The sequence below is a fragment of the Candidatus Liberimonas magnetica genome, from assembly GCA_020523885.1.
Classification (GTDB): Bacteria; Elusimicrobiota; Endomicrobiia; order Endomicrobiales; family JAFGIL01; genus Liberimonas; species Liberimonas magnetica.
Map to the genome: position 1 here is coordinate 80694 of JAJAPY010000010.1, position 21431 is coordinate 102124.

17 protein-coding genes and 2 pseudogenes are annotated in these 21431 nt (G+C 37.5%); 2 read left to right on the plus strand and 17 right to left on the minus strand.

The window, feature by feature from the left end; genetic code table 11:
• Positions 1-21 precede the first annotated feature (21 nt).
• The 17 genes and pseudogenes from LHV68_09015 to tadA form a co-directional block, all read right to left on the minus strand.
• Complete coding sequence (locus LHV68_09015; GenBank protein ID MCB4792015.1) at positions 22-321, minus strand: hypothetical protein; 300 nt, start codon at positions 319-321, stop codon at positions 22-24.
• Positions 322-433: 112 nt separating this feature from the next.
• The gene (locus tag LHV68_09020) at positions 434-1348 is read right to left on the minus strand and encodes a hypothetical protein (protein MCB4792016.1); all 915 of its coding nucleotides are present in this window, start codon (positions 1346-1348) and stop codon (positions 434-436) included.
• Entirely contained in the window at positions 1345-1935 is a 591-nt protein-coding gene (locus tag LHV68_09025) for a hypothetical protein (GenBank protein MCB4792017.1), read from the minus strand. The genes LHV68_09020 and LHV68_09025 overlap by 4 nt, the downstream gene beginning before the upstream one ends.
• Positions 1919-2929, minus strand: coding sequence for a pilus assembly protein PilM (locus tag LHV68_09030; protein MCB4792018.1), 1011 nt, complete (start codon positions 2927-2929; stop codon positions 1919-1921). The genes LHV68_09025 and LHV68_09030 overlap by 17 nt, the downstream gene beginning before the upstream one ends.
• 2 nt (positions 2930-2931) lie before the next feature.
• The gene (locus LHV68_09035) at positions 2932-3435 is read right to left on the minus strand and encodes a hypothetical protein (protein ID MCB4792019.1); all 504 of its coding nucleotides are present in this window, start codon (positions 3433-3435) and stop codon (positions 2932-2934) included.
• The gene (locus LHV68_09040) at positions 3432-4046 is read right to left on the minus strand and encodes a hypothetical protein (protein ID MCB4792020.1); all 615 of its coding nucleotides are present in this window, start codon (positions 4044-4046) and stop codon (positions 3432-3434) included. The genes LHV68_09035 and LHV68_09040 overlap by 4 nt, the downstream gene beginning before the upstream one ends.
• 9 nt (positions 4047-4055) lie before the next feature.
• Entirely contained in the window at positions 4056-4433 is a 378-nt protein-coding gene (locus LHV68_09045; GenBank protein ID MCB4792021.1) for a prepilin-type N-terminal cleavage/methylation domain-containing protein, read from the minus strand.
• A 61-nt stretch (positions 4434-4494) separates the two neighbouring features.
• Positions 4495-4917, minus strand: coding sequence for a prepilin-type N-terminal cleavage/methylation domain-containing protein (locus tag LHV68_09050; protein MCB4792022.1), 423 nt, complete (start codon positions 4915-4917; stop codon positions 4495-4497).
• Positions 4918-5265: 348 nt separating this feature from the next.
• Positions 5266-5385, minus strand: a pseudogene (locus LHV68_09055) (prepilin-type N-terminal cleavage/methylation domain-containing protein).
• 25 nt (positions 5386-5410) lie between these two features.
• Positions 5411-5665: a hypothetical protein gene (locus LHV68_09060; protein ID MCB4792023.1), complete on the minus strand. Its 255-nt coding sequence runs from the start codon at positions 5663-5665 to the stop codon at positions 5411-5413.
• 33 nt (positions 5666-5698) lie between these two features.
• Positions 5699-5827, minus strand: a pseudogene (locus tag LHV68_09065) (prepilin-type N-terminal cleavage/methylation domain-containing protein).
• Positions 5828-5884: 57 nt separating this feature from the next.
• On the minus strand, positions 5885-6313 hold the full coding sequence (locus tag LHV68_09070) for a prepilin-type N-terminal cleavage/methylation domain-containing protein (protein MCB4792024.1): 429 nt from the start codon (positions 6311-6313) through the stop codon (positions 5885-5887).
• 65 nt (positions 6314-6378) lie between these two features.
• Positions 6379-6861: a prepilin-type N-terminal cleavage/methylation domain-containing protein gene (locus LHV68_09075; protein MCB4792025.1), complete on the minus strand. Its 483-nt coding sequence runs from the start codon at positions 6859-6861 to the stop codon at positions 6379-6381.
• A 64-nt stretch (positions 6862-6925) separates the two neighbouring features.
• Complete coding sequence (locus LHV68_09080; GenBank protein MCB4792026.1) at positions 6926-7378, minus strand: prepilin-type N-terminal cleavage/methylation domain-containing protein; 453 nt, start codon at positions 7376-7378, stop codon at positions 6926-6928.
• 392 nt (positions 7379-7770) lie between these two features.
• On the minus strand, positions 7771-9006 hold the full coding sequence (locus LHV68_09085) for a type II secretion system F family protein (protein MCB4792027.1): 1236 nt from the start codon (positions 9004-9006) through the stop codon (positions 7771-7773).
• Positions 8999-10081 carry a type IV pilus twitching motility protein PilT gene (locus tag LHV68_09090; GenBank protein ID MCB4792028.1) on the minus strand — a complete coding sequence of 361 codons (1083 nt, stop codon included), beginning with the start codon at positions 10079-10081 and terminating at the stop codon, positions 8999-9001. Before LHV68_09090 ends, LHV68_09085 begins: the two co-directional genes overlap by 8 nt.
• Before the next feature lie 79 nt (positions 10082-10160).
• Positions 10161-11858, minus strand: a complete 1698-nt coding sequence (gene tadA, locus LHV68_09095; GenBank protein MCB4792029.1) for a Flp pilus assembly complex ATPase component TadA — start codon at positions 11856-11858, stop codon at positions 10161-10163.
• A 603-nt stretch (positions 11859-12461) separates the two neighbouring features.
• Here tadA and LHV68_09100 point away from each other — a divergent pair.
• Positions 12462-12947 carry a hypothetical protein gene (locus tag LHV68_09100; GenBank protein ID MCB4792030.1) on the plus strand — a complete coding sequence of 162 codons (486 nt, stop codon included), beginning with the start codon at positions 12462-12464 and terminating at the stop codon, positions 12945-12947.
• Positions 12948-13079: 132 nt separating this feature from the next.
• On the plus strand, positions 13080-21431 hold an 8352-nt coding region (locus LHV68_09105), incomplete at its 3' end, for a tetratricopeptide repeat protein (GenBank protein MCB4792031.1).

The window sequence follows — 21431 nt, forward strand, 5'->3', positions numbered from 1 at the left end:
ATTACTCCTGTAATATAAATATTATGAGTCTTGTATTTTAAACTTAAGGCTCAATTTTTCTCTAACGGGATAGTTACTCCTTATAAATTTCATGAACCTATTTTTTAAAAATGGCAATTTGTCTACAATAGAAAATTGCCTGGGCTCCTGAAACACTTCAATATCGTTTTTGTCAATTTTTAATATTTTTCCTGCATTGATACTATCGCCTATGCTGTAAATTTTACCAGCTATGACGACTCTCGAATTCGAAGGTTTTTTATCCCATAATATCCCGTCTATTCGAACATTAGGCTTATTGTTTTTATTTATCTTATACATGCCTAATAAAAATAATAACAAGCAAATCAGTAATACTAGCAGATAACGATTAGACATAAACCTTAAATAAAGACTGCCTTAAATTCCAAGCACAGCTTTGCAGAACACCTGATTACTTAATAGTAAATTCTTTGGAATCCCAAAGCACTACAATGCTGTTTTTATTGATCCTTAGTATTTTTGCGTTATGAACAGTATTGCCTATGCTGTAAATATTACCGTCGATGACAACCCTTGAGCTCGATTCATTCCTATCCCAGGATATGCCGTCAATCCGGATATACGGCCTATCGGGTTTTACTTTCTTTTTTTCAGCTCTTGCGGAGAAAGGGTCTTTTTTTATTTCTATAATGTTTTTAAGTTTCTTTACTTTAATCCCGATGTTGTCTGATATAGCGGAAATCCTATCAAATATATCCATAAAATCTTCGTATGTATTGCTTGTTGCCAAAACCTCCTGTTTTTTTTCGCCGCTGTCCAGGGGAATCACTGTCATTTCGATATCTAAGGACGGATATTTACTGCCTTTTTGTATTTTTAAACCATCAATCTTAAATGATCTTTCTAAAAGTGAAATAAAGTCAGTTAGTAGATCAAAACTGGCGCTAAAATGCAGTGTCCAAGCGGGGTTGGTTGAAAAAGTATTTTCATTTATTTTAGTCGAGAGAGTATTTGCATTTAATTTATCTATCTTTACACGCCCTGCAGAAATTCTCCCTAATTCATCTAATACATTTTGTTCTGTCAAGTTGTTCGGTTTTAGTTCTGTTTCATAATAGTTAATGACATCTGCTATATTATCCTTTTTTCTTTCCAGGCCTGCCGCCGAATTTTTAAAATTGCTGTATTGAGTGAACTTGCTGTTTAAGCCGGCAAGTTCCTTTTTCTGTTTTTTTATTATAGCAAACTGCGGCTTAACCATAAAAGCCAAAAAGCCTATGGTCGCTATAATAATAAATACCAGCCCTCCTATCCATTGAGCCCATTCCCTGACGCTTAGAAGGCTGCTCCCTAATTGTAACTTCATGGTGTAACCCCGGTACAAGGAATAGCTATCTCAAATAACTCAACTTCAGAGCTGTTATTTTCTGATCTTACGCGTTCTTGGTTTTCAAGTTTTGCCGCTTGTGCAAAAAACTCGTCTTTTTTAAACGCAGACATTAGCCCATCGACAAGCTTAAGTGCATTTGTCTCTTGCGGGGCAGATAATATACGGAGGCGCATATTCTCGCTGTCTTTTGCCCAGCTTAATGTATCTAAAGCTATCCCTTCCGGTAATAAAACAGAGAGTTGTCTTAATCTAAAGGACCAGATAGTCCTCTTTTGCATCAATTTTCCTATCATTAACAAGGAGTTGTTATAGCCTGTCCATTCTTTTTCCAGCTGAAAAATATTGAGGCTTGTTTTATAGTTGACGATATTCTGTTTTGTCGCGGCAATAGTCTTAATGTTATTCTTTATCCTGGCATTATTAAAAAAATATAAACCTGCACATAAAGCAAAAACACCAAAGCAAACCCCGTATATTATTATGAATTTGTTAAAATAGGTTTTCTTAAGTTTTTGTTTTTCTAATCTGTCTTTTATTAAATTTAGTTCAAATAGTTTTTCCATATCTCAATGCAAGTCCCAGGGCTACTCCTAAAAACCTGCCTAATTCCTTTTTAGAGTTCCCTTGTATCTCTAGATCAGCGATAGGGTTCCATATAAGTGTCGGAATATCCAATACATCCCCGATAAATTTATCGATATTTTTGGTGTAAGATGCTCCTCCCGTAATCAGAATTTTATCGATATTGAGCACAGCATCCTTATTTATACAATACTCAATTGTCCTGTAAATGGTTTCCAAAAGATTCGGCATGCTTTTTTGAAGGATACTTCTGATATTCAACCCGATTTCATCCCATCTATCAGGTTTCTTTTTAATTATTTCCGCCATTTCGTACGGGATACCATAAGCGTCAGCGATGGCATCTGATATATCTTTTCCTCCAAATTTTACGTTCTTTATAAAACGTAATTTTCCGTTTTCTATAACTGAAATATTAGTATAGGTATGCCCGATATCCAGCAGAATAACGGATTCCGATACCGCCTCTCCGCCAAAAACGAGAAAACAATTAGTTAAGGCCAGATTATCTATGTCCATTATATTCAAATCAAGCCCCGCGTCAGAAATTATCTTTGTATTGTCATCTATGATATTCTTTGGGACAGCCACAAACATTACATCCAGTTTGTTTTTTTCAAGTTGAGGCAGGAGATTGAAGTCATTATACAAAGTATCTAAACTGACAGTTAGAGATTGCTGCACCTCTATTTGCAATGCTCCCTTTAGTTCTTCTTCTGACAGCAAAGGGAAACTAAAATAACGGACTATTAAATTAGTCCCTCCTATAGAAGAAATAATTTGTTTTTTTGAACAACCGGTTTCTTTGCAAATTGATTTCAGCTTATTTACTATAAACTGGTGCCCTTTGTTTTCATTGGGAATGTTTGACTCAGGGTTAGCAGTAACAGCTGCCGCTACAATGTTGTAAGCGGCATCATTTTGCTCAACACGGCATATTTTAATATTTTTTGTTCCGATATCAAGGCCGATCAAGACTACGGGCTCCTTTTAGCAGGTTGTTCAACAACATTTATAACTGAAATAATATGTTCAAGGGGTGTATTTGTACTTATCAATACCGTTGAATTGATTACTTTTATCATATTTGTAGCTGTTCCGGTAGACTGAATATTATAATACCTTTCATTCGGGCCTGACCTTACATTATCTTTATAAATACTTGCTAAATAAGTCTCGCCTGCAGCGCCAAGGGTTATTGTCCCCCAGGGGACATAGCCGGTTGTCTCTATTGAAGCATAGCCTGCAATGTCTTCAGGGAACTGATCTGGATTTGGGCTTGTCACTAGATTCGTCAACCATTGTCTCATTCTTTCGAAACCGGCGTCTGCCAAAAAGTAACTTTTTGATATGTTAACTTCCTGCCTGCCTATTATCTCGTCTTGCGATTTAAAATATAAGACAGCAATTTGAACTATGCCTAAAATCAGTATTAATATTACTGTGGTAAGAAGTATTGAACCATTGTTATATTTTATCATGGAATCTGAGGTATAACCCTTTTGTTTCTGTACTTAATTACCATGTTTTTTTGGCCTAAGGGGGCTTTTGTAACATAAACTTCTACCGCTTCGTTCCTGTTATTGACCGTTATGTTTTGAAAATTCAAGTTGGTCACACCGTTTAACATGACTTCGCTTTCATTAGGAACGGTGGTTGCGATATTAGGATAAACAACAGGGTTGGCAGGGACCGGCGGATTGAAATTTCCCAGAGAATACCAGCTTTCATGCACAACATCCCCGCCTGAAAGGCTTATTTTATGAAGAACGAATTTGTTTATATCTTTTCTTAGAGTCTGATATTTGAGATAATCTCCGCTGCCTCCGATTTCACCGGGCCCGTTAGTGTTTTTAATCGTTTCATAAGGAGGGGTAGTAGCGGTCCTAAGCTGATATTTCAACCTTTTGCCCCAATATCTTATGTCTGCCATATCTTGCGTTTTTTTAAAAGCCTGGCGCATGGAATCAAATCCGGATACCACCATTGTAAATAAGGTAAACAGGAACAGAGTCCCGATGATCATTGCAGTTATTAGTTCTATCAGAGTAAAACCTTCTTCCAGTGATAATTTTCTAAATGTATTATTCATATAATTATCCTATGGAGCTATTATTGTATTCAAAGTTAAAGTTAAAGCCGTAGGCCAAGATACGGTTACAGCTACTGTTTTGTATGTCTCGCCGCCGGCAGCTATCGTATTTACAACAACGCTTGTGCCAAATTGTATTCCTGAATCAGGATTTGTAGCAGGATTAGTTACCAAGACCGCTGAGTTAACGGAGCCGTAAGCCAATGTTTTCATTAGTTCAATTTGTTTTTCAGCCAACTCTAACGCAAACACTCTGTTTTTTGAGCGCATTTCAAAATCTTTTGTAGATGGCATAGAACTTGTACTCATAAGCACAATTATGGAAAAAATAACCATCGCAATTATCGTTTCTATTAAAGTAAAACCTCCTATTTTTTCATACATCATTCCACCACAATAGTTTTTTTGCCTTAGTATATAGAATCCCCTGCTCATTCTATGTTAATACCTATATGCCGGTTATAGTAGTTACGGGATCAGCAGTTAAGCTGCCTACATAAGTTACTCTAATGCCAGCTGCCTTGCCCGGAGACTCTGCGTCTGCAATAATTGTAAAAGTAGTTGCCGTAGTAGTAACACTAAAGGTCCTAAAAAAAGAATTATGCCCTGTATCAACAGAAAAGGTGCCAATAATAGTGTTTCCAGCTGCACCTGACCCTGCCCAGAAGGCGTTACGTTCAGCATAGAACGCCTTTTCTGCAGCTGCTACTGAATTACACAAGGCCTGGCCTTCTCCTGCATAAGCTTTTCTTTGATAAGATGTAAAATACGGAATAGACATGACTGCAGCTATCCCTATAATTACCAGCACAACAACCAGCTCGATCATGGAAAAACCATTTGACTTCTTTGAAAAAAACTTTCTTGACATTTCTTTCCCGTATTTTTAAAGTTTATTGGCACAAATGCTCTTAAAAAACAGTTAAGTGCCTGTTATATTTATTACGGCAGGTAGATTAGAGTAACCGTTATAAGTTATAGTAATTCCACTTGCACTGCCAACTCCTGTTGTAGTGATTACGAAAGAAGTTGCTATACCACTTCCTCCGGCAGTAACAGTAAAACTTGTAAAATAAGTATTACGCGAAGTATCTATAGGGATTGTGCCTACACTGCCGCCCCCGCTTAGGATAAAGGTATCATTCTCGCCGCGGTACACAAATTCTGCAGCTGCTACTGTATTGCACAGCGCCTGGCCTTCTCCCACATAAGCATTCCTTACATAAGATCTGTAGAACGGGACAGATATGGCTGCCAGTATCCCTACAATTGTCACTACAATAGCTAACTCAATTAAGGTAAAGCCCCTTGATTTCTTTGTTAAAAATTTTCTTAACACTTTTTCTCCCGGACTATTGAAATATTTATGTGTATGCTACATTTATTGTGGTAGATGCATTAGTGTAACCTACATAAGTTACTGTAATAGTCTTACCGGCGGCTGTCGCGGCTGTAGTAATTGTGAATGAGGTTGCTGTAATAGCAATACCAAATGTTTTAAAATTGGGGTTACGCGAAGCATCTACTGAAATTAAACCTATAGTAGCAGAAGCACTGCCCGCAGCTACAGAGACAAAAGAGCCGTTTATATTATAGTACGTATTTTCTGCTTGTGCTATTGTATCACATAAAGACGTGGCTTCTGCGACATAAGCTCTTCTTACGTAATCTGTGTAAAACGGAACAGAAATGGTTGCAAGTATTCCTATAATTACCAGCACAATGACCAGTTCCATTAGGGTAAACCCTTTTGACTTCCTTGATAAAATTTTCTTTAACATATTTTAATCTCCTTAGGGCAGTAGTTGGCACAAATGTCATTTTGCTGAAAAATAAATCTACATGCCTGTAATTGTTATTGCCGGAGGTGCAGCTGAGTAGCCGTCATAAGTTATCGTAATGCCGCTAGCCTTGCCTCCTGCCACTCCGCTTGTGGTAATTCTAAATGAAGTTGCTATATTCCCGGTTGTTCCGGCAACAACACTAAAACTTTTAAAATAAATATTAGGCGTAGTATCTATAGTAATTGTGCCTAGAGGGCCCGATTCATTACCTGTGACAAAGGTACCCTTTTCATTATAGTACGCCTTTTCTGCCTGTGCTATTGAATCACATAAAGCATGCCCTTCCGCTGCATAAGCTTTTTTTACATAAGACGTGTAAAGCGGAACCGATATGGTCGCAAGTATCCCTACAATTACCATCACAATAACGAGTTCCATCAAGGTAAACCCCTTTGACTTCCTTGTCAAAATCATTCTTAACATTTTTTCTCCAATTAAGTTTAGATAGTAAACCTGTCCTGTTAAAGTACTTCTATGCAAAAAATATTTTATATGCCCGTTACAGTTATCGTGGCAGCTGAATTAATGCCACTTGAATAAGTTATTTGTATGCCGACGGCCTTGCTTCCTGCTTCTGCGTCTGTAATAATTGTGAATGAATCTGCTATACTGCCAGTTGGCCCGGCAGTAATAGTAAAGGCCCTAAAATATATATTAGGGCTCGTGTCTACAGCAATGTCTCCGGCTCCGGCTGTGCCTATATAGTTCTTTCCAGCGGAACCCGTACCTGCCCAAAAGGTATTATATGTCTGATAGTGTATCCTTTCTGCCTGTGCTATTGCATCACAAAGAGCATTGCCTTCTGCTGCATAAGCTTTTTTTACATAAGACGTGTAAAGCGGAACAGAAATGGTTGCAAGTATTCCTATAATTACCAGCACAATGACCAGCTCCATCAAAGTAAATCCCTGTGACTTCTTTGACAAGATTTTCCCTAACATTATTTCTTCAATGAAGTTTATTGAGCCCATGATGAACATTTATTATGCCGTACAGCTGGATTTGCTGGCATGAATACTTTTGTGATAAATAATATTATATACCTGTTACAGTTACTGACGTAGCTCCAGTAGTACCGGCGGAATAAGTTATTTGTATACCGTCTGCCTTGCTTCCTGCTACTGCGTTTGTAACAATTGAAAATGAGTCAGCTATATTTCCGGTTGGCCCGGCAGTAATGGTAAAGGCTTGAAAATACTGATTAGCAGTCGTATCTACAGCAATGTCTCCGGCTGAGGCTGCACCTATATAATTCTTTCCAGCGGAACCCGTACCTGCCCAAAAGGTATTGTTTGCCTGATAGTACACCTTTTCTGCCTGTGCTATTGAATCACACAGAGCATTGCCTTCTGCTGCATAAGATCTCTTTACATACGATGTGTAAAGCGGAACGGATATAGTAGCAAGTATCCCTATAATTACCAGCACAATGACCAGTTCCATCAACGTAAACCCTTTTGACTTTTTTGACAAAAGCTTTCTTAACATTTTTTCCTCCGTTTATAATAAATTATTTTTGAACTAATAAACATCAATTTATGATTGTGCAACCCTATCTCCGTAGTTTTACAAATGGGTGATCAGGGCCTATTTAATATATATTCGACAAGCTCAAAGCTACGGAGATTAAGCTCTTCAATCTATAATTAATCTCCCTAATATTTCGACTTTGCTCAACACCCTGAGTGAAATCGAAGGGTCAAGGGGTCAGTGTGTTTTTTAGCGCCCCTTAAATCAACTCACCTCCTATAATTTTCTATAATTTTAATGCATTAACCCGATAATGTCAAGAAAAATGCGCCAAGAAGGAAACAAAACCAATGCGACACCGGTCATGCACTATACTCTTCGGAACCCCGGGGTAATTCATGCCGTATATATTAACCTTGGGGTCCCATTACTGCCGAAGCCATTTTAAATATAGGCAGATACATTACTATAACTACGACTCCGATAATAATTCCTAAAAATACTATTAATACAGGTTCTATTATAGAGCTCAAGGCTGCCACTACTGCATTAACTTCATCAGAATAATATTCCGATATTTTCATAAACATTTCATCCAGTTTTCCGGATTTTTCCCCGACAGCGGTCATTTTTACTATCATTGGCGGGAAAAAAGGGAATTTAGCCATTTCAGTAGAAAGGTTGGAACCTTCGATTACTTTGTTTTTAAGTTGTTCTATATGGCCTTTTACATAAACATTATCTGCTACAGCTGAAGATATTTCTAAAGATGAAACAATATCATTACCGCTCGTTATTAAAGTAGCTAATGTCTGAAAAAACCGGGCCAGAACGACTTTAGTAACTATTGGCCCCAGGATAGGAGCTTTCAGTATGAACGTGTCCGCAAGCAACCTGCCTTTATCTGTACGAAGCATAGATTTTACAGCTACAACAAGAGCAATTACGATAATGATAAAAAATGGGAAATAATGAATAATGTTATCGCTCACAAATATGGCTATCCTTGTGGGAAGGGGAAGTTTTGCCCCGAAAGATGTAAACATAGTTTTAAAGCGTGGTATCAAGAATAATATAATACCGAGCACAACCACTACAAAGAACCCTCCGATAAACAAAGGATAGGAACTTGCAGATTTGACCTTTCGTTTCAACTTAACGGCATTTTCAAGATAAGCTGACAAATCAAACAACACCTTTCCCAATTGCCCGCTTTTTTCTCCGACGCCAACCAACGCGACAAATACATTTCCGAATACATTGGTATATTTGGCGAGCGCTCCTGAAAACGTGGCCCCTTCCTTAATATCAGAAGAAACTGTTTGCAGTAATTCCGAGAAGGCTTTATTGTTAGTCATATACACAAGATCCTCAAGGGATTCCAGAATACTCACGCCCGCATTCAACATTGTTGACATTTGCCTGCAAAAAATCGCGATCTCTTCTTCTTTAACAGATATGTTTTTGATCTTCTTTTTAGAACTTTTGGTTTGAGGAGATTCATTAGCATTATCCAGCTTTATACTGAATACAATAATCCCCTGGTTACGGAACATCTCAACCAAATCCCGTTCGGAATCAGCATTGGCTGAGCCTTGAATCGTTTCATTCTTTGAGTTTTTTGCCTTATAAGCATACTTAGGCATTGTAGTTCTCCAGCAATTTTAACAACTCGCTTACCCTTTTCGTTTTTCCAAGAGCAACATCCTTTGCAATCTTGTTCTTCCTTACCAATTCACAAAGAGACTGATTCATCGTATGCATGCCGATGTTTGTGCTGGTCTGTATTTGAGAATATATTTGTTCTGTTTTATTCTCGCGTATAAGGTTTTGTATCGCCGGTGTTACGATCATAACTTCAGTTGCAAGCACTCTGCCGGCATAACCTACACTTTGAATCAATGTCTGGTTTATGACACCCCTGAGCGTATAGGCAAGCTGTGCCACTATTTGTGCCTGCTGTGTTGATGGAAATACATCAATAATTCTCCTGATGGATTCACTGCTATCTCCGGTATGAAGTGTCGCAAAAACGAGATGTCCGGTTTCAGCTATAGTTATGGCTGAAGCGATAGTCTCCAGGTCTCTCATTTCTCCGACAATTACAATATCAGGGTCTTCTCTGAGCACATACTTTAGGGCATCTTTGAAATTAGGCGTGTCCCTGCGGACCTCCCTCTGATGAATCAGGCTTTTTATGTTCTTATGTACATATTCTATAGGGTCTTCTATGGAAATAATATGGCAGTTTCTTGACCTGTTGATATAATCAACCATCGATGCCAGGGTAGTTGTCTTGCCGCTGCCTGTAGGGCCGCACACCAGTACCAGCCCGTTAGAATAGTTCAAATAATTTTTTATCGGCCCGACCGGAAGGCCCAATTCTTCCATTGCAGGTATTTTGAAAGGGAACCTTCTTATAGCAGCAGCTATTGTGCCGCGCTGTTGATAAACATTTATCCTGAAGATGCCAAGGCTTTCTTCCGTCAATGAAAAATCAATTGTTTTTGTCTTTAAAAATTCATTCTTATCTTCAGGTTTTAAGATACTAAAGATAAGGTTTTCATTTTCTTCTACTCCTAACGCCGGGAAATCCGAATCTTTAAGACTGCCGTTAATGCGCATATACGGGGGAACTTTTGCGGTAAGATGCAGATCTGACGCATTATTGTCTACCATATTTCTTAGAATTGCCAAAATATGCGAACGATAATTTTCCATCTATATAAGCCTCTGTTATGCATGGTGCGATGCTTGTTGTAATTAAAATGGCGGTTTTTATTAGTGATTATCCGCCGGTTTATAATACCGTTACTGAAAGCACCTCTTCAACCGTAGTAAGCCCTTCTTTAAGCTTACCTACAGCCATATTCCTAAGCGTATGCATTCCCTGTTGTAATGCTAATTCTTTTATATTTTGATCACTTTCTTCGTCAAGGATCATCTTTTTTAATTCCGGAGTAAGTTTGAGGGCTTCAATAATTGCATTTCTTCCGCGATATCCTGACCCATAGCATTTATCACAGCCTTTTCCATAAAAAAACTTTACATCTTTATCATTGTCTAATGCAAGTCTTCTTCTAACCGGATCTGATATCTCCTGCTCAGCCTTGCAATCAGGGCAGATTATGCGGATCAACCGCTGTGATATTACCAGGTCCACTGCATCAGTAATAAGAAAAGGTTCTATACCCATATAAGCCATGCGGCTCAGCGTGCTTACTGCGTCATTAGTGTGCAGTGTTGAAAGGACTAAATGCCCTGTGAGAGCTGCTTGTATGGAGATCTCTGCTGTTTCCTTGTCTCTTATTTCCCCAATCATTATTATATCTGGATCCTGCCTTAAAACAGATCTCAGTATACTTGCAAAGGTTAAACCTATGCTGGGCCTTGCCAGGACCTGATTAATCCCTTTAATTTCATATTCAACCGGGTCTTCGATAGTAATAATGTTCTTATCAGGGGTATTTATGGAATTTAGCCCTGTATAAAGCGTGGTCGTTTTGCCGCTGCCTGTAGGGCCGGTCACAAGTATCATTCCATAAGGCCTTGCAAGAGAATCTGTATATTTTTCGACGTCTGCTTCCGAAAAGCCAAGCTTGTTAATGTCCAGGGCAAGGGCCGACCTGTCGAGGATCCTCATGACGATTTTTTCGCCGTAAAGTGTAGGCAAAGTAGAAACACGTACATCTACTTTTTTATTGCTAACTTTTACCCTGCACTTGCCGTCCTGGGGCAATCTCCTTTCTGCGATATCTAAATTAGCCATGATTTTTATCCTGGATATAACCGATGAAAAATATTTTTTAGGAGGAGGGTCACAGACTACCAATTCCCCGTCAATACGCATCCTTAAAGAAACAGAATTGTCTCCGGGTTCTACATGAATATCGCTCGCTTTTTTTGTAACAGCTTCATACAATATCGCATTCACGTATTTTACTACCGGAGCCGCATCTGCATTGGATTCTTCGTAATTATCCTTTGTCTCCTTGAATTCTTCCGAGACCACTTCTTCCACCATCTCGTTTGCCATGTCTTTTACACTGCCGAAAGACGCAGAATAATATTTTTCAATCGCATCCATTATATCCGATTCCGGAGCCATGACCATGGAAAGATTTAAGTGGGATATCGACTCTAATTCTGCGATAATTAAACCATCGGTAGGGTCAGCAACTGCGATCTTTAGAGTGTTTTCTTGTTTTGAAATAGGCATAATAGTATATTTTCTTGCTATTCTTTCCGGTATTATCTGCAGCACTTCCTCTTCAATTTTGGTTTTTGACAATTGCACTAATTGCAAACTAAAAAGTTTTGAAAGGGCATCAAAATAATTTTCTTTAGAGATATAACCCTTATTGAGAAGTATGACTCCTATTTTTTCATTTGTCTGTTTTCTTATCTCAAGGGCTTCTTTTAGATGTTCTTTTGTCACAAAACCGTTTGCAACAAGGATCTCACCGAAATATTTTTTTCTAAACGGAGCTATTGTCATTGAAAATCACCCTTTTTTGTTTTTTTATGAGTTTATATTAAGTTAGCTTTATAGATTTAAATAGTTAATAAATAAGACTTTTCTGATATTTTATTATAATATAAAAAAAATATCATAAAGTCAATTATTAAATTTTCGATATTATTGGATTTTATTTAGCACTAGTTAATTAAGAAAATATTCAAACAATAAAATTCGAGAGTTTGATTGTTTTTTTAATATTATTCGCTCACAGGCAACGATTAGATTTACATTAAAAACATTAAGGTTTTCAATGTAACATTCATTAGCCTAAACAAAATGTTCCTTAATGATGAACATTTTATTAATATGATTATTTCTTTTGATTTTCAATAAAATTACGAGAATAATAAGCAAAATTATTAAATTACGCTGTATACTTTACATTTCACAATTATTATAACACACACTATTAATTTTGTCAAGATGTCGTTTTGCAAATATAACAATGAAAACCTTAAATTAAATTTACCAAATTTTTGTTTTTAAAGAGTTGAAATTCTAGTAAATATTTTACATATAATTCACAGGAATTCCTTGAAATTCCCATAAAATTTGTTTATAATATAATACAATATGTTTATGTATAAAAAAGATATAATTAAATCTGTTATTATTATTTCATTGCTGACCAATTTCATTCAAGCAAATGATTTGAATGAATCCATGTGCGCGTCACTGCCTGCAATCCAGTCATCTGTTTTTGGAATAACTTCGTTTGCGCGTTTGCCATTAAAAATAATGACTGAGGTCTTGAAAGATGTTCCTTTTTCGCCGGAGTACAGACAACCGGTACAAAAACAGAGTAGAACTAAAGGTACGAAAAGAGACAGTTCTTTTTCCTTTTCCAACCAAAAAGAAAACCTGAGTTTAAATCTTAAGATAGAGACAAACGAAAAAACAGTAATAAATAATTCGCAAATTCTAATTTCTGATATCGAAATCCTGGGCCTTGACCCGTTTCCTGATTGGCCACCTGGACTGTTTTGCATTTTTCTATTGATGTATCTTGTTTTATTGAGCAGGAGTAATTTGCCTTGGGAGATAAATGTCCCATATGTACTCTAGAGCCCATTTACGTTTAAACGTAAATGGGCTTTTTTATTTGTAAAATACTAAAGACTACAGAAGAACTGATTTTTTAAGCAAAAAAACATGGAACAGATTATGAATAATTTTTTAAAAATATATGAGAATACAATGAAATATTTTAAAAGATACAAGCTTAAATTGATATATCTTCTGCGGAATATTGTTATGTATTTTCTGTGTAATCAACGGTTTAAAAAAATCGTATCTTCTATTACATTAGCCTGTTTCCTTATCTCTTTTGTCTTTGGAGAAGTCCTGCATGCTTCTATAGAAAAACGCTCAAAAACTGACCAACTGCACCGGAGTTTGGAAGATCTCATAATACCACAAAGTTTTGGAAGAATAACTGACTCCTGTATAGAGGAGAACGAAGAGAATGAGGCTAATGGAATTGACAAACAAGGAGATGAACATGACAATACGCTGTCCGTAAAACGAAATCCGCTGGTAATAAATATCCAGGACCTGCATTGTCATCCGGAAGTTCAAAGGAATATTTCCAAGATACTGGCCTCTTTAGATAAAAATTACGGGTTTAACAGTATTTATGTAGAAGGCGGTTATGGCAAGGTAAGTACCTCCTGGCTCTGCAATATTAAAGATGAAGAGTTAAAGAACCATGTCCTGGAAAACTTGATCGCTAAAGGACGGCTTACCGGGACAGAACATTATTCTGTTGTTTCGAACAAGCCCGGCCTGTTAAAAGGCATCGAAAATGAGGCTGTACATAAGCTCAACATCATAAGGCTTGGTAAAATCCTTAACAAGAAGGCGTATTTCAGTAACAAGATCAAGGATTTTGACCGCGATATTGAGTTCATGAAAGCCAGGTATTTTACTGCAAAGAACAAAAGCCTTAACAGGCTTGTAGAAAAGCATAAAAAAGCCGGTATACAAACCAATGAATACTATGTTATGCTTGCTAAATATGTTGAAAAAATAAACAAAAACCCCGGCAAATACAACAATATCCTGGCCCTGAACATGGCTAACTATCCGAATGTCAACAAATACCTGGAATTAAACCGATTAGCAAAACAATTAAAATACAAAAGAGTAGCTGTACAAATGCAGGAATTCATGGGGCTTATCAAGAACAAGCTTTCCTATTCTGCCTATACTTCGCTTATTCAAAAAACCGATAATTTTTCAAAAGCTGACGAACTCTACATTTACCTAGCAAATATATCAAGATCATCAGGGTTCAGGGGGCAGGAATCACTTGAGAAATTCTCTGAACTCTATAAGTTTTTTGAATACACCGAGAAAAGCCAATCTTTAAATCCGATCAAGCTTATAAATGAAGAAAAACGTCTGGTCGAAGAAATCAGGATAGCGTTTTCACAGGACACGAGCGAACTTGAAGTGTCATTCCTGTGCGATTTCTATATCTATTTCAGGGATTATTTGTCCAATACGCTCGCTGCAGAAGATTACGAGTATTTTAAGCAAAGGTTTGACAGATTTAAAAAAATATGGGGTAAATATGCATTAAATAACAGAATTGCCGGGATGTCAAAGGACTTCGACCTGCTCAGCGGGTTTTATGAGACGAACTGTAAAAGGAATGATTGTTTTGTAAAGAATATTGATGAATTAGAAAACATTCAGGGAGCGGGAGACAGTAGACAGGGGACAGCAGAAACTTCGAAATCCGGAATCCGGAATCCGAAATCAATATCTTCTTTACTAAAGGCTTCCGAAATTGTTGTTGTAGTAACCGGCGGATTCCATAGTGAAGGATTAAAAAAGATACTGAAAAAAAAGAAGATATCCTACATTTCTGTAACTCCAAATGTAACCCAGGATACAACGGTCTCAAACCAGATATACTGCGATCTGGTCAAAAAACAGGCGACCGCCCTGTTAAAACAAAAATTGCAGAACCAGTATAAAGGCACTCAATTATTTCAAACGCAATCCCTGGCCTTAGTATTGGGTTCTAATGATGCAAAGGTCATTTCCGAGACAAAAGACAGCATAACTATTGAGATTGAAGGGGAGCCAATAACGCTTTCGCGCAATGATGAAGAAAGCGGATTTAAACTCCAGGGAAAATTAGATAAAGTATTAACCGTAGCAGGTAAAACATACGACGAGCAGCATGTCCAGCAGGCTTTGGAGCTTGCTGTTGACCAGGCCCTGCTTATTGCCAAGAATATAGAAGGCCTTGAGAGACCTCTTTTAAGCGCAGAAATTATTCGTAAATTGGTAGTTGCATTGTCTATATCTGCAGCCAAGGCTGGCCTATTGGAAGGCCTATTCGGCGGAGGCGGCCTTATCTGGGCTATAGCAAGCAGCAAAGAAATTCAAGATTTAATTACAAGTGAAGCAAAAATAGACCTTACAGAGTTAGATATGCTTCCTGAATATATTCAGGAAATAGTAATGAATCATGCTCTCACATGTCAAAAACTAAAAACAATAGCAAAAGACAAACCGCTCCTGTCTGCAATTATAAGTATAAATGGAATGCAGGAATTTTTCGGCTCGCTTTTGATGAAAGATTTCGAGCTTAAGACTGTCTCCAGACAAAGTCAAGAACTGCCTAAAAATATTACTGCTTTAACTGAAGAAGAATATTCGGAATTTGTGAAAAAACATAGGTTGGAAGATGAATATTGGGTTGGGCCGAATGAATATAGGATATCAGATAAAGAATTATCTACTATGGGGGCAGGGAATTGTTTTGTTCCTGTTTTGATTGACCAAAAAAGATCAAGGTGTCTTATAGGGCATTTCCCGTATACTTATCTTTATGGTGACAAGGAAAGAAGAAGGGAATTAAATCCTGAATTCTATGCTATGATAGACAGTGTTCGAGAAGAAGTGTCTGCTGGGAATTTCCGGTTGTATTTATTTGCCGGAGCAATGCAATCTGATTTGTTCAAAGAAGATTCGGAAGCGGAAAAAAATAGAGTTAAGAAGTCAAAAGAAGAAATATTTGATGCTTTTGCTTCTATAGGTATTAAGGAACATGAAGATTTAACTCCTGATGAGATGGATATGATTTTAAAAGGCATAATAGCTGATCCTAAAAGCAACACAATTCGATATTTTTATAAAGCAAGAGCAAGCCAGCAGGCGATGAATAAAGAAAAAGAATCCGAATTGACAAAAAAAGCAGAGGCAAACGCAGCCGGCGCAGCTGCCAAGCCTGGCACCGGACTTCGAAACGAAAAAGACATAGATGGAACAATTAAAGAAGCAAAAGTATTTTTAAAGAAAATTTGCAAAAGCGCAAGAGAAATAGTAGCTGCAGCGCGCTTGAAGGGCGGGGTTACAAACGAAGGAGATTTAGATATTATTGAGGAAGCGGCATTAGAAGCAGAAGGTTTGATTCCTTCTTTTGATGAACTTATTAAATTTATGAAAGAAGGCAGTAAAATTGAGGCATATACGCTCAGCGAAGAAAGGATTCAAGAGTTGTTTAACAATATTGTACCCGGTAATGGTTATGAAGGGAAACTTACGGTACAGGTTCAACGTGGAGCAAATCTTTCACAAACCAATATATTCCTGATAGAACGTACTATTCTAAAAGAGCTGTTCACAAATGCCTTAAAATATGGCAAAGAAGAAATAAAGGTAGCTATCGGTAGAAGCGAAGCTGGTAATATTGTCATTCAAGTTTCTAATATCATGATGACTGCTGATGAATTACGGGCAAAAACTATTTCCAGTTCAGGGATAGGGACTGAATTATTAAAGAACTTAAAAGAAGTATTCGGTGAGGGATACTCTTCATCTGCAAAACAACTATCTCTTCAGGGACAAGAGGAGTATGTAGCAGCAGTTACGATACCTGACCGCAAACCTCAAGGGGATATATATGAATTTGTAGAAAGAACTCTGTTTCATGAACTTGGCAACCACATGAATCAAATGATAGGCTTTCTAGGGACTAATAAGATAGAAGGAACTTTAGACTTGAAGGATACAGTCTGGGAAAAGCCGTATAATTGCAGAAAACAATTAGGTGAATTCCGTGAGAAGATAAAAGACCTGGTAAGCCGCCAGCAAGCTATGCCTGCAGCAGGCCGGCTGGAGTATGTAAATATACGTGTAGAAGGCAAAAACTTAAAACTAAAGCAGGTTTTAGTTCAGGTTGCTAAGATAGCGGCAGACATAGGGATGGTTGAAAAACTCGATAGCGGTGAATATAAACTGGCAGCCGGACATGATGAAGTAGATATTGACGGACTCGCAAAAGCATTATACGGTTGGCATACCAATGAAAAACCCGTAGTACAAGTTAAAGGCTCTTCCGGTAACGAGGTCAAAGTAATCACACCTTCGCTGGCTCTATTTGCAGCAGAACTGAAGATAATCGGGCCAGATTATAATCTTTTATCAGGGCATACCCTGGGGCATCTTACAGCTCTTGAACAAGCATTAGATACCTTGCCGGAAAAGGAAGTACGTGAACGGGAATTTAAGCAGGAATTCTCTGCATTGCAGGAAAAGGTCAAAGAAAGCCCTGAAAAACTCTCCGATATAATAAGGCGCCTTGAAGACGGAGAACAGCGCCTTAAAGGCGGAACTGATGTAAAGCAGGCAGAAGAAGATATTAAAAAGGCACTAGCAGATCTTAGAGATCTGTATAACGATATTAATGATACGCTTGTATTGGTTTGTTTGGTGGCACTGTCATTAGATTCCACCCTGGCAAACCATATTTCTGATAAAGTTGCAAAACCGCTTGCCATGCTTCATGGAAGCCAAGAATTGTTGGAAGAAGATGATAAATATGAATTCATAAATGAACCGATAAAGTTATTAAAAGATTTCCAATTAGCCGGGCGGTTTAATAATTTATTCGGACGCCTTAAGGTCATTGATCAGGCTTGTGTGCCGGACAAAGAAAAAGGAAACGGGATATCTTTTGATAAAGAAATTTATTATAAAGAAATGTGCAGGACCTTACAGCAAGAACTGAAAAATGCACCCGGTATTATAGAACGTTTACAGAAACAACCTGACTGGCAGACTGCAGGGCCAGACGCATTGAACGAACTGCATGAGTTAGCAGCTACTCTTGATATATATTTCAGAGAAGTGAGGGAGTTTGAAAACCTGCTTGCTAATACTCCTATTCACACCAATCCGGCAGTTAAAGCACTCTGGGATTCTGTATACCCTATTCTGCCGCCCCTGTGGAATGCCATTAAAACCAAAAACTACCAAAACATACAACCAAATATTCAGTTATTGCTTACTGCATTGGCAGATAAACAAGCACAGATAGAAGCCCTGTCAAAGCCAGAAGCCGGAGTTAATATTGAGCAGCCGGCTGCCACAGGGTTCACGCAAGCTATGGCTGATGAATTGATAAAAGAATTATTGGCAACTACGCCGCTTGGTAAGTGTAAAGATTTAAGCGATGAAATAATAAAGGTTGTAGCAGGTGAGATGATTAAAGGAGAAAGATTACAGCCTCTTCCCAAACAGGCAATAGACACAGATCTTCAAACGCAGGCTAACGAAGTACTTGGAGAACTAAATGTAGACGAATTAAAAGGTTTAGAAATAGAGGTAGAAAGGCACCCTGTTAATTCTATGGGTCTGATAAGGATAGAAGACGGAGTGTACGGCCACTGCGGGCTGGTAAAAGAAGGGAATAAACTTAAATTCTTGGTATCAGATAAGTTTTATGAAATACACGATAAAGCAGAGTTTGGCAAGGTAATAACAGCAGAGCTTAATGAATATATTACATTGAATTTGCGTGACAGGATGGAATATCTTATTCTAACTGAATACATAGCCAAGGCAGCCACTAGAGAAACCCCGCCGATACGCGGCGACCCGCTTGACCCCGTGGTAAGGTTTAATGCATATCACCAGATGATAGAAGAATATGAAAGTTATTCCAATGATAAAGAAGTTCACGCCAAGTCCAAAGAATACCTGCTGCGCAACCAAGACCTAAGTATAATATCAAAAGAAATAACATCCATAGTATCAAAACTCTATCCCGGGATAGAGCCAATTAATAAGTTAATAGAGATGTTAACAGAAGTGCCAATGTTCATAAAGCCGGAAGCAGGTACACCTGTCTCAGTTCCGAATGAAGCAAAAGAGATATTTGATGAAGGGGTATTCACGAATGAGATAGTCCAGGCAATGGTAGAGAGCATGGCAGAACTCATGGATTATGTAAGTTTTGAGTTTGTAGATAAGGATAATTTGCCAAAGGGTGCCAAAGGATATAATATAAAGAAAGAGAATAAAGAAATAAAAACAACGATATTTAGACAGGAAAATGAAGGAGCAGCAAAGGGATTGACAATAATCACGGATACAACCGTACATATTGCAAAAGATATTAGTTTCCTGGAATTCATAGGTTTGATTAAGGAGTTGGAAGAAAAAACGAGAAAAGAAGGTAAATTAGTATTAAGAAGGAAAGTGCCGGTTGAAAGTATATTGGAATATATAAGGAGTTCGATACGTTATTTTGAAGAGATAAACTCAGGAAAACCGAATGCAAAACTAAACGACATTATTAACGGGCTTAAAGAATTATTGGGAAATGAACAGATTGTAGTTGGCAACCTCTCCGAGGATGAGAAACACAGGGCAGAGTTATGGCTTGGACTTACAAGAAAAGATATAGAGGATGCGCTAAAAAGTGAAAATGAGTTAAACACTATGGTGTCCGGGTTAAACAGGAACCTATGCTATGAACTTATGGAACCATACCGTGTGTTTGATTCAAATCTTATAGAGCGTGGCGGCCAGGTGCTTGACGGGCTTAATGCAATAAATGAAAAAGGGAAGGTTATAAAAGATAGGCAAGGTCAGCCTGTGAAATTAAAGGATTATATAGCTGGAGAAGTGAAGATAAAACGAAGCAAAGGACTTAGCAGACAGGAAGAGGACAAGGAGATTATAAAATTAGTACAAGATACTGTCACTAGATATAACGATAGAATCCTTCATTTTAAACCAGATATGTATGATAAGCTTGCGCTCAGTTTTGGAATACCTAAAAAATTTATTTCATACCGCGAGATAAAACCTACAGATATAGTACAAACCAATCATATGCGCTGTGTGATGATGAGTTATCTTTGCGCAAGGATTCTAAAAGAATATGGTTTTGAAGTATATTGGGCAAAAGTCAATGAGAGTTACGAACAAATACAGGAAGGACATGTAGCTGTAGTTGTTAGGTCACGAGACGGTTTGTTTTCAATAGTAGATGCTGCGCAGCCCGGTGGTTCAGGTGCAATAGGAGAATATTTAACTTTAGGAGAGATAGAAGAACATCTTAAAAAAGAAAAGGTATATACCAAAGAACTTAAAAAAGGATCTGAGGCTTATCCGAAGAATAGACACCATAAAATCAGTATACTCAGGCTTGAGGATGGTGTGAAGGCAAGCGTGTATTATAATTTAGGGAATATTTACAATGAAAAAAAGAACCCTGACTACGATAGAGCTATAGAATGCTTTTTAAAAGCACTTGAAATAAATCCAAAAGATCCGGGTGCATTAAATAACCTCGAGATTGCTTACGTTAGTAAACCAAACCGTGAATATGATAAAGCTATTAAATGTTTGTTGAGAGCGCTTGAAATAAATCCAAAAGATCCGGTTGCATTGCATAATCTTGGCAATGTTTACAGGGATAAACCAGAGCATGAATATGGCAAAGCAATTGAATGTTATATAAAAGCACTTGAAATAGATCCTAAATTTAATTATACATGGTACAATATTGAACTTTTATTTAATTCGAAAGGTTTTGAAGAATTGGGGAAAGAAGTCAGGGATTATAAAAACAAAGCAAAAGCAGGTAATCCCAAACTAACCGTAGCTACAGTAAATGCATTTTTTGGAAGGGAAGATGTGCAAGAAGCAATAAAAAGTATTTCAAACAAGGTTGTAACTGTTTCTGATATAAGCAAAAATTTAGTTAAGTTAGAAAAGCCCGTCACCAGAAGTTCCTGGATTCTTCCTGTCACAGTATTAATAATATTTATGCCATTTATAATGTTGTTTGTAAAGTTATTTTTAGTGCCTTTCGGAATAGACATACCTATATATAAAAATCTCTTTCAATATTTTGAGCCTGGATACGATTTCCATCTCATAATTACTGCCCAAAGGCTGATCTTCCCGAACTTACAGAATTTGGGTGATTTTATAAGCAAACTGAGTATGAGTGTAAAGGAAAGATGGAATAGCCTTGTAAATATATGGGACAATAAACAACTTATGGCTTTAAGTAACAACAGCACCCTTCCCAGACAAGCACAACTTATATTCCAGTTTCTTGACCCGAACGGTACTTATGGATATGTAAGCATTCCTTTAATGCTTTTGCCGACAATACTGCTGAGTTTTCTTTCTTCGGCTTTCTCAATGCCGTTATTGAATGTTGCTAACCTGGTGCTTGGGATTATTTCTATATATCTTCTTATTAAAGTCCAGAAAAAATTTGGAGGAGTT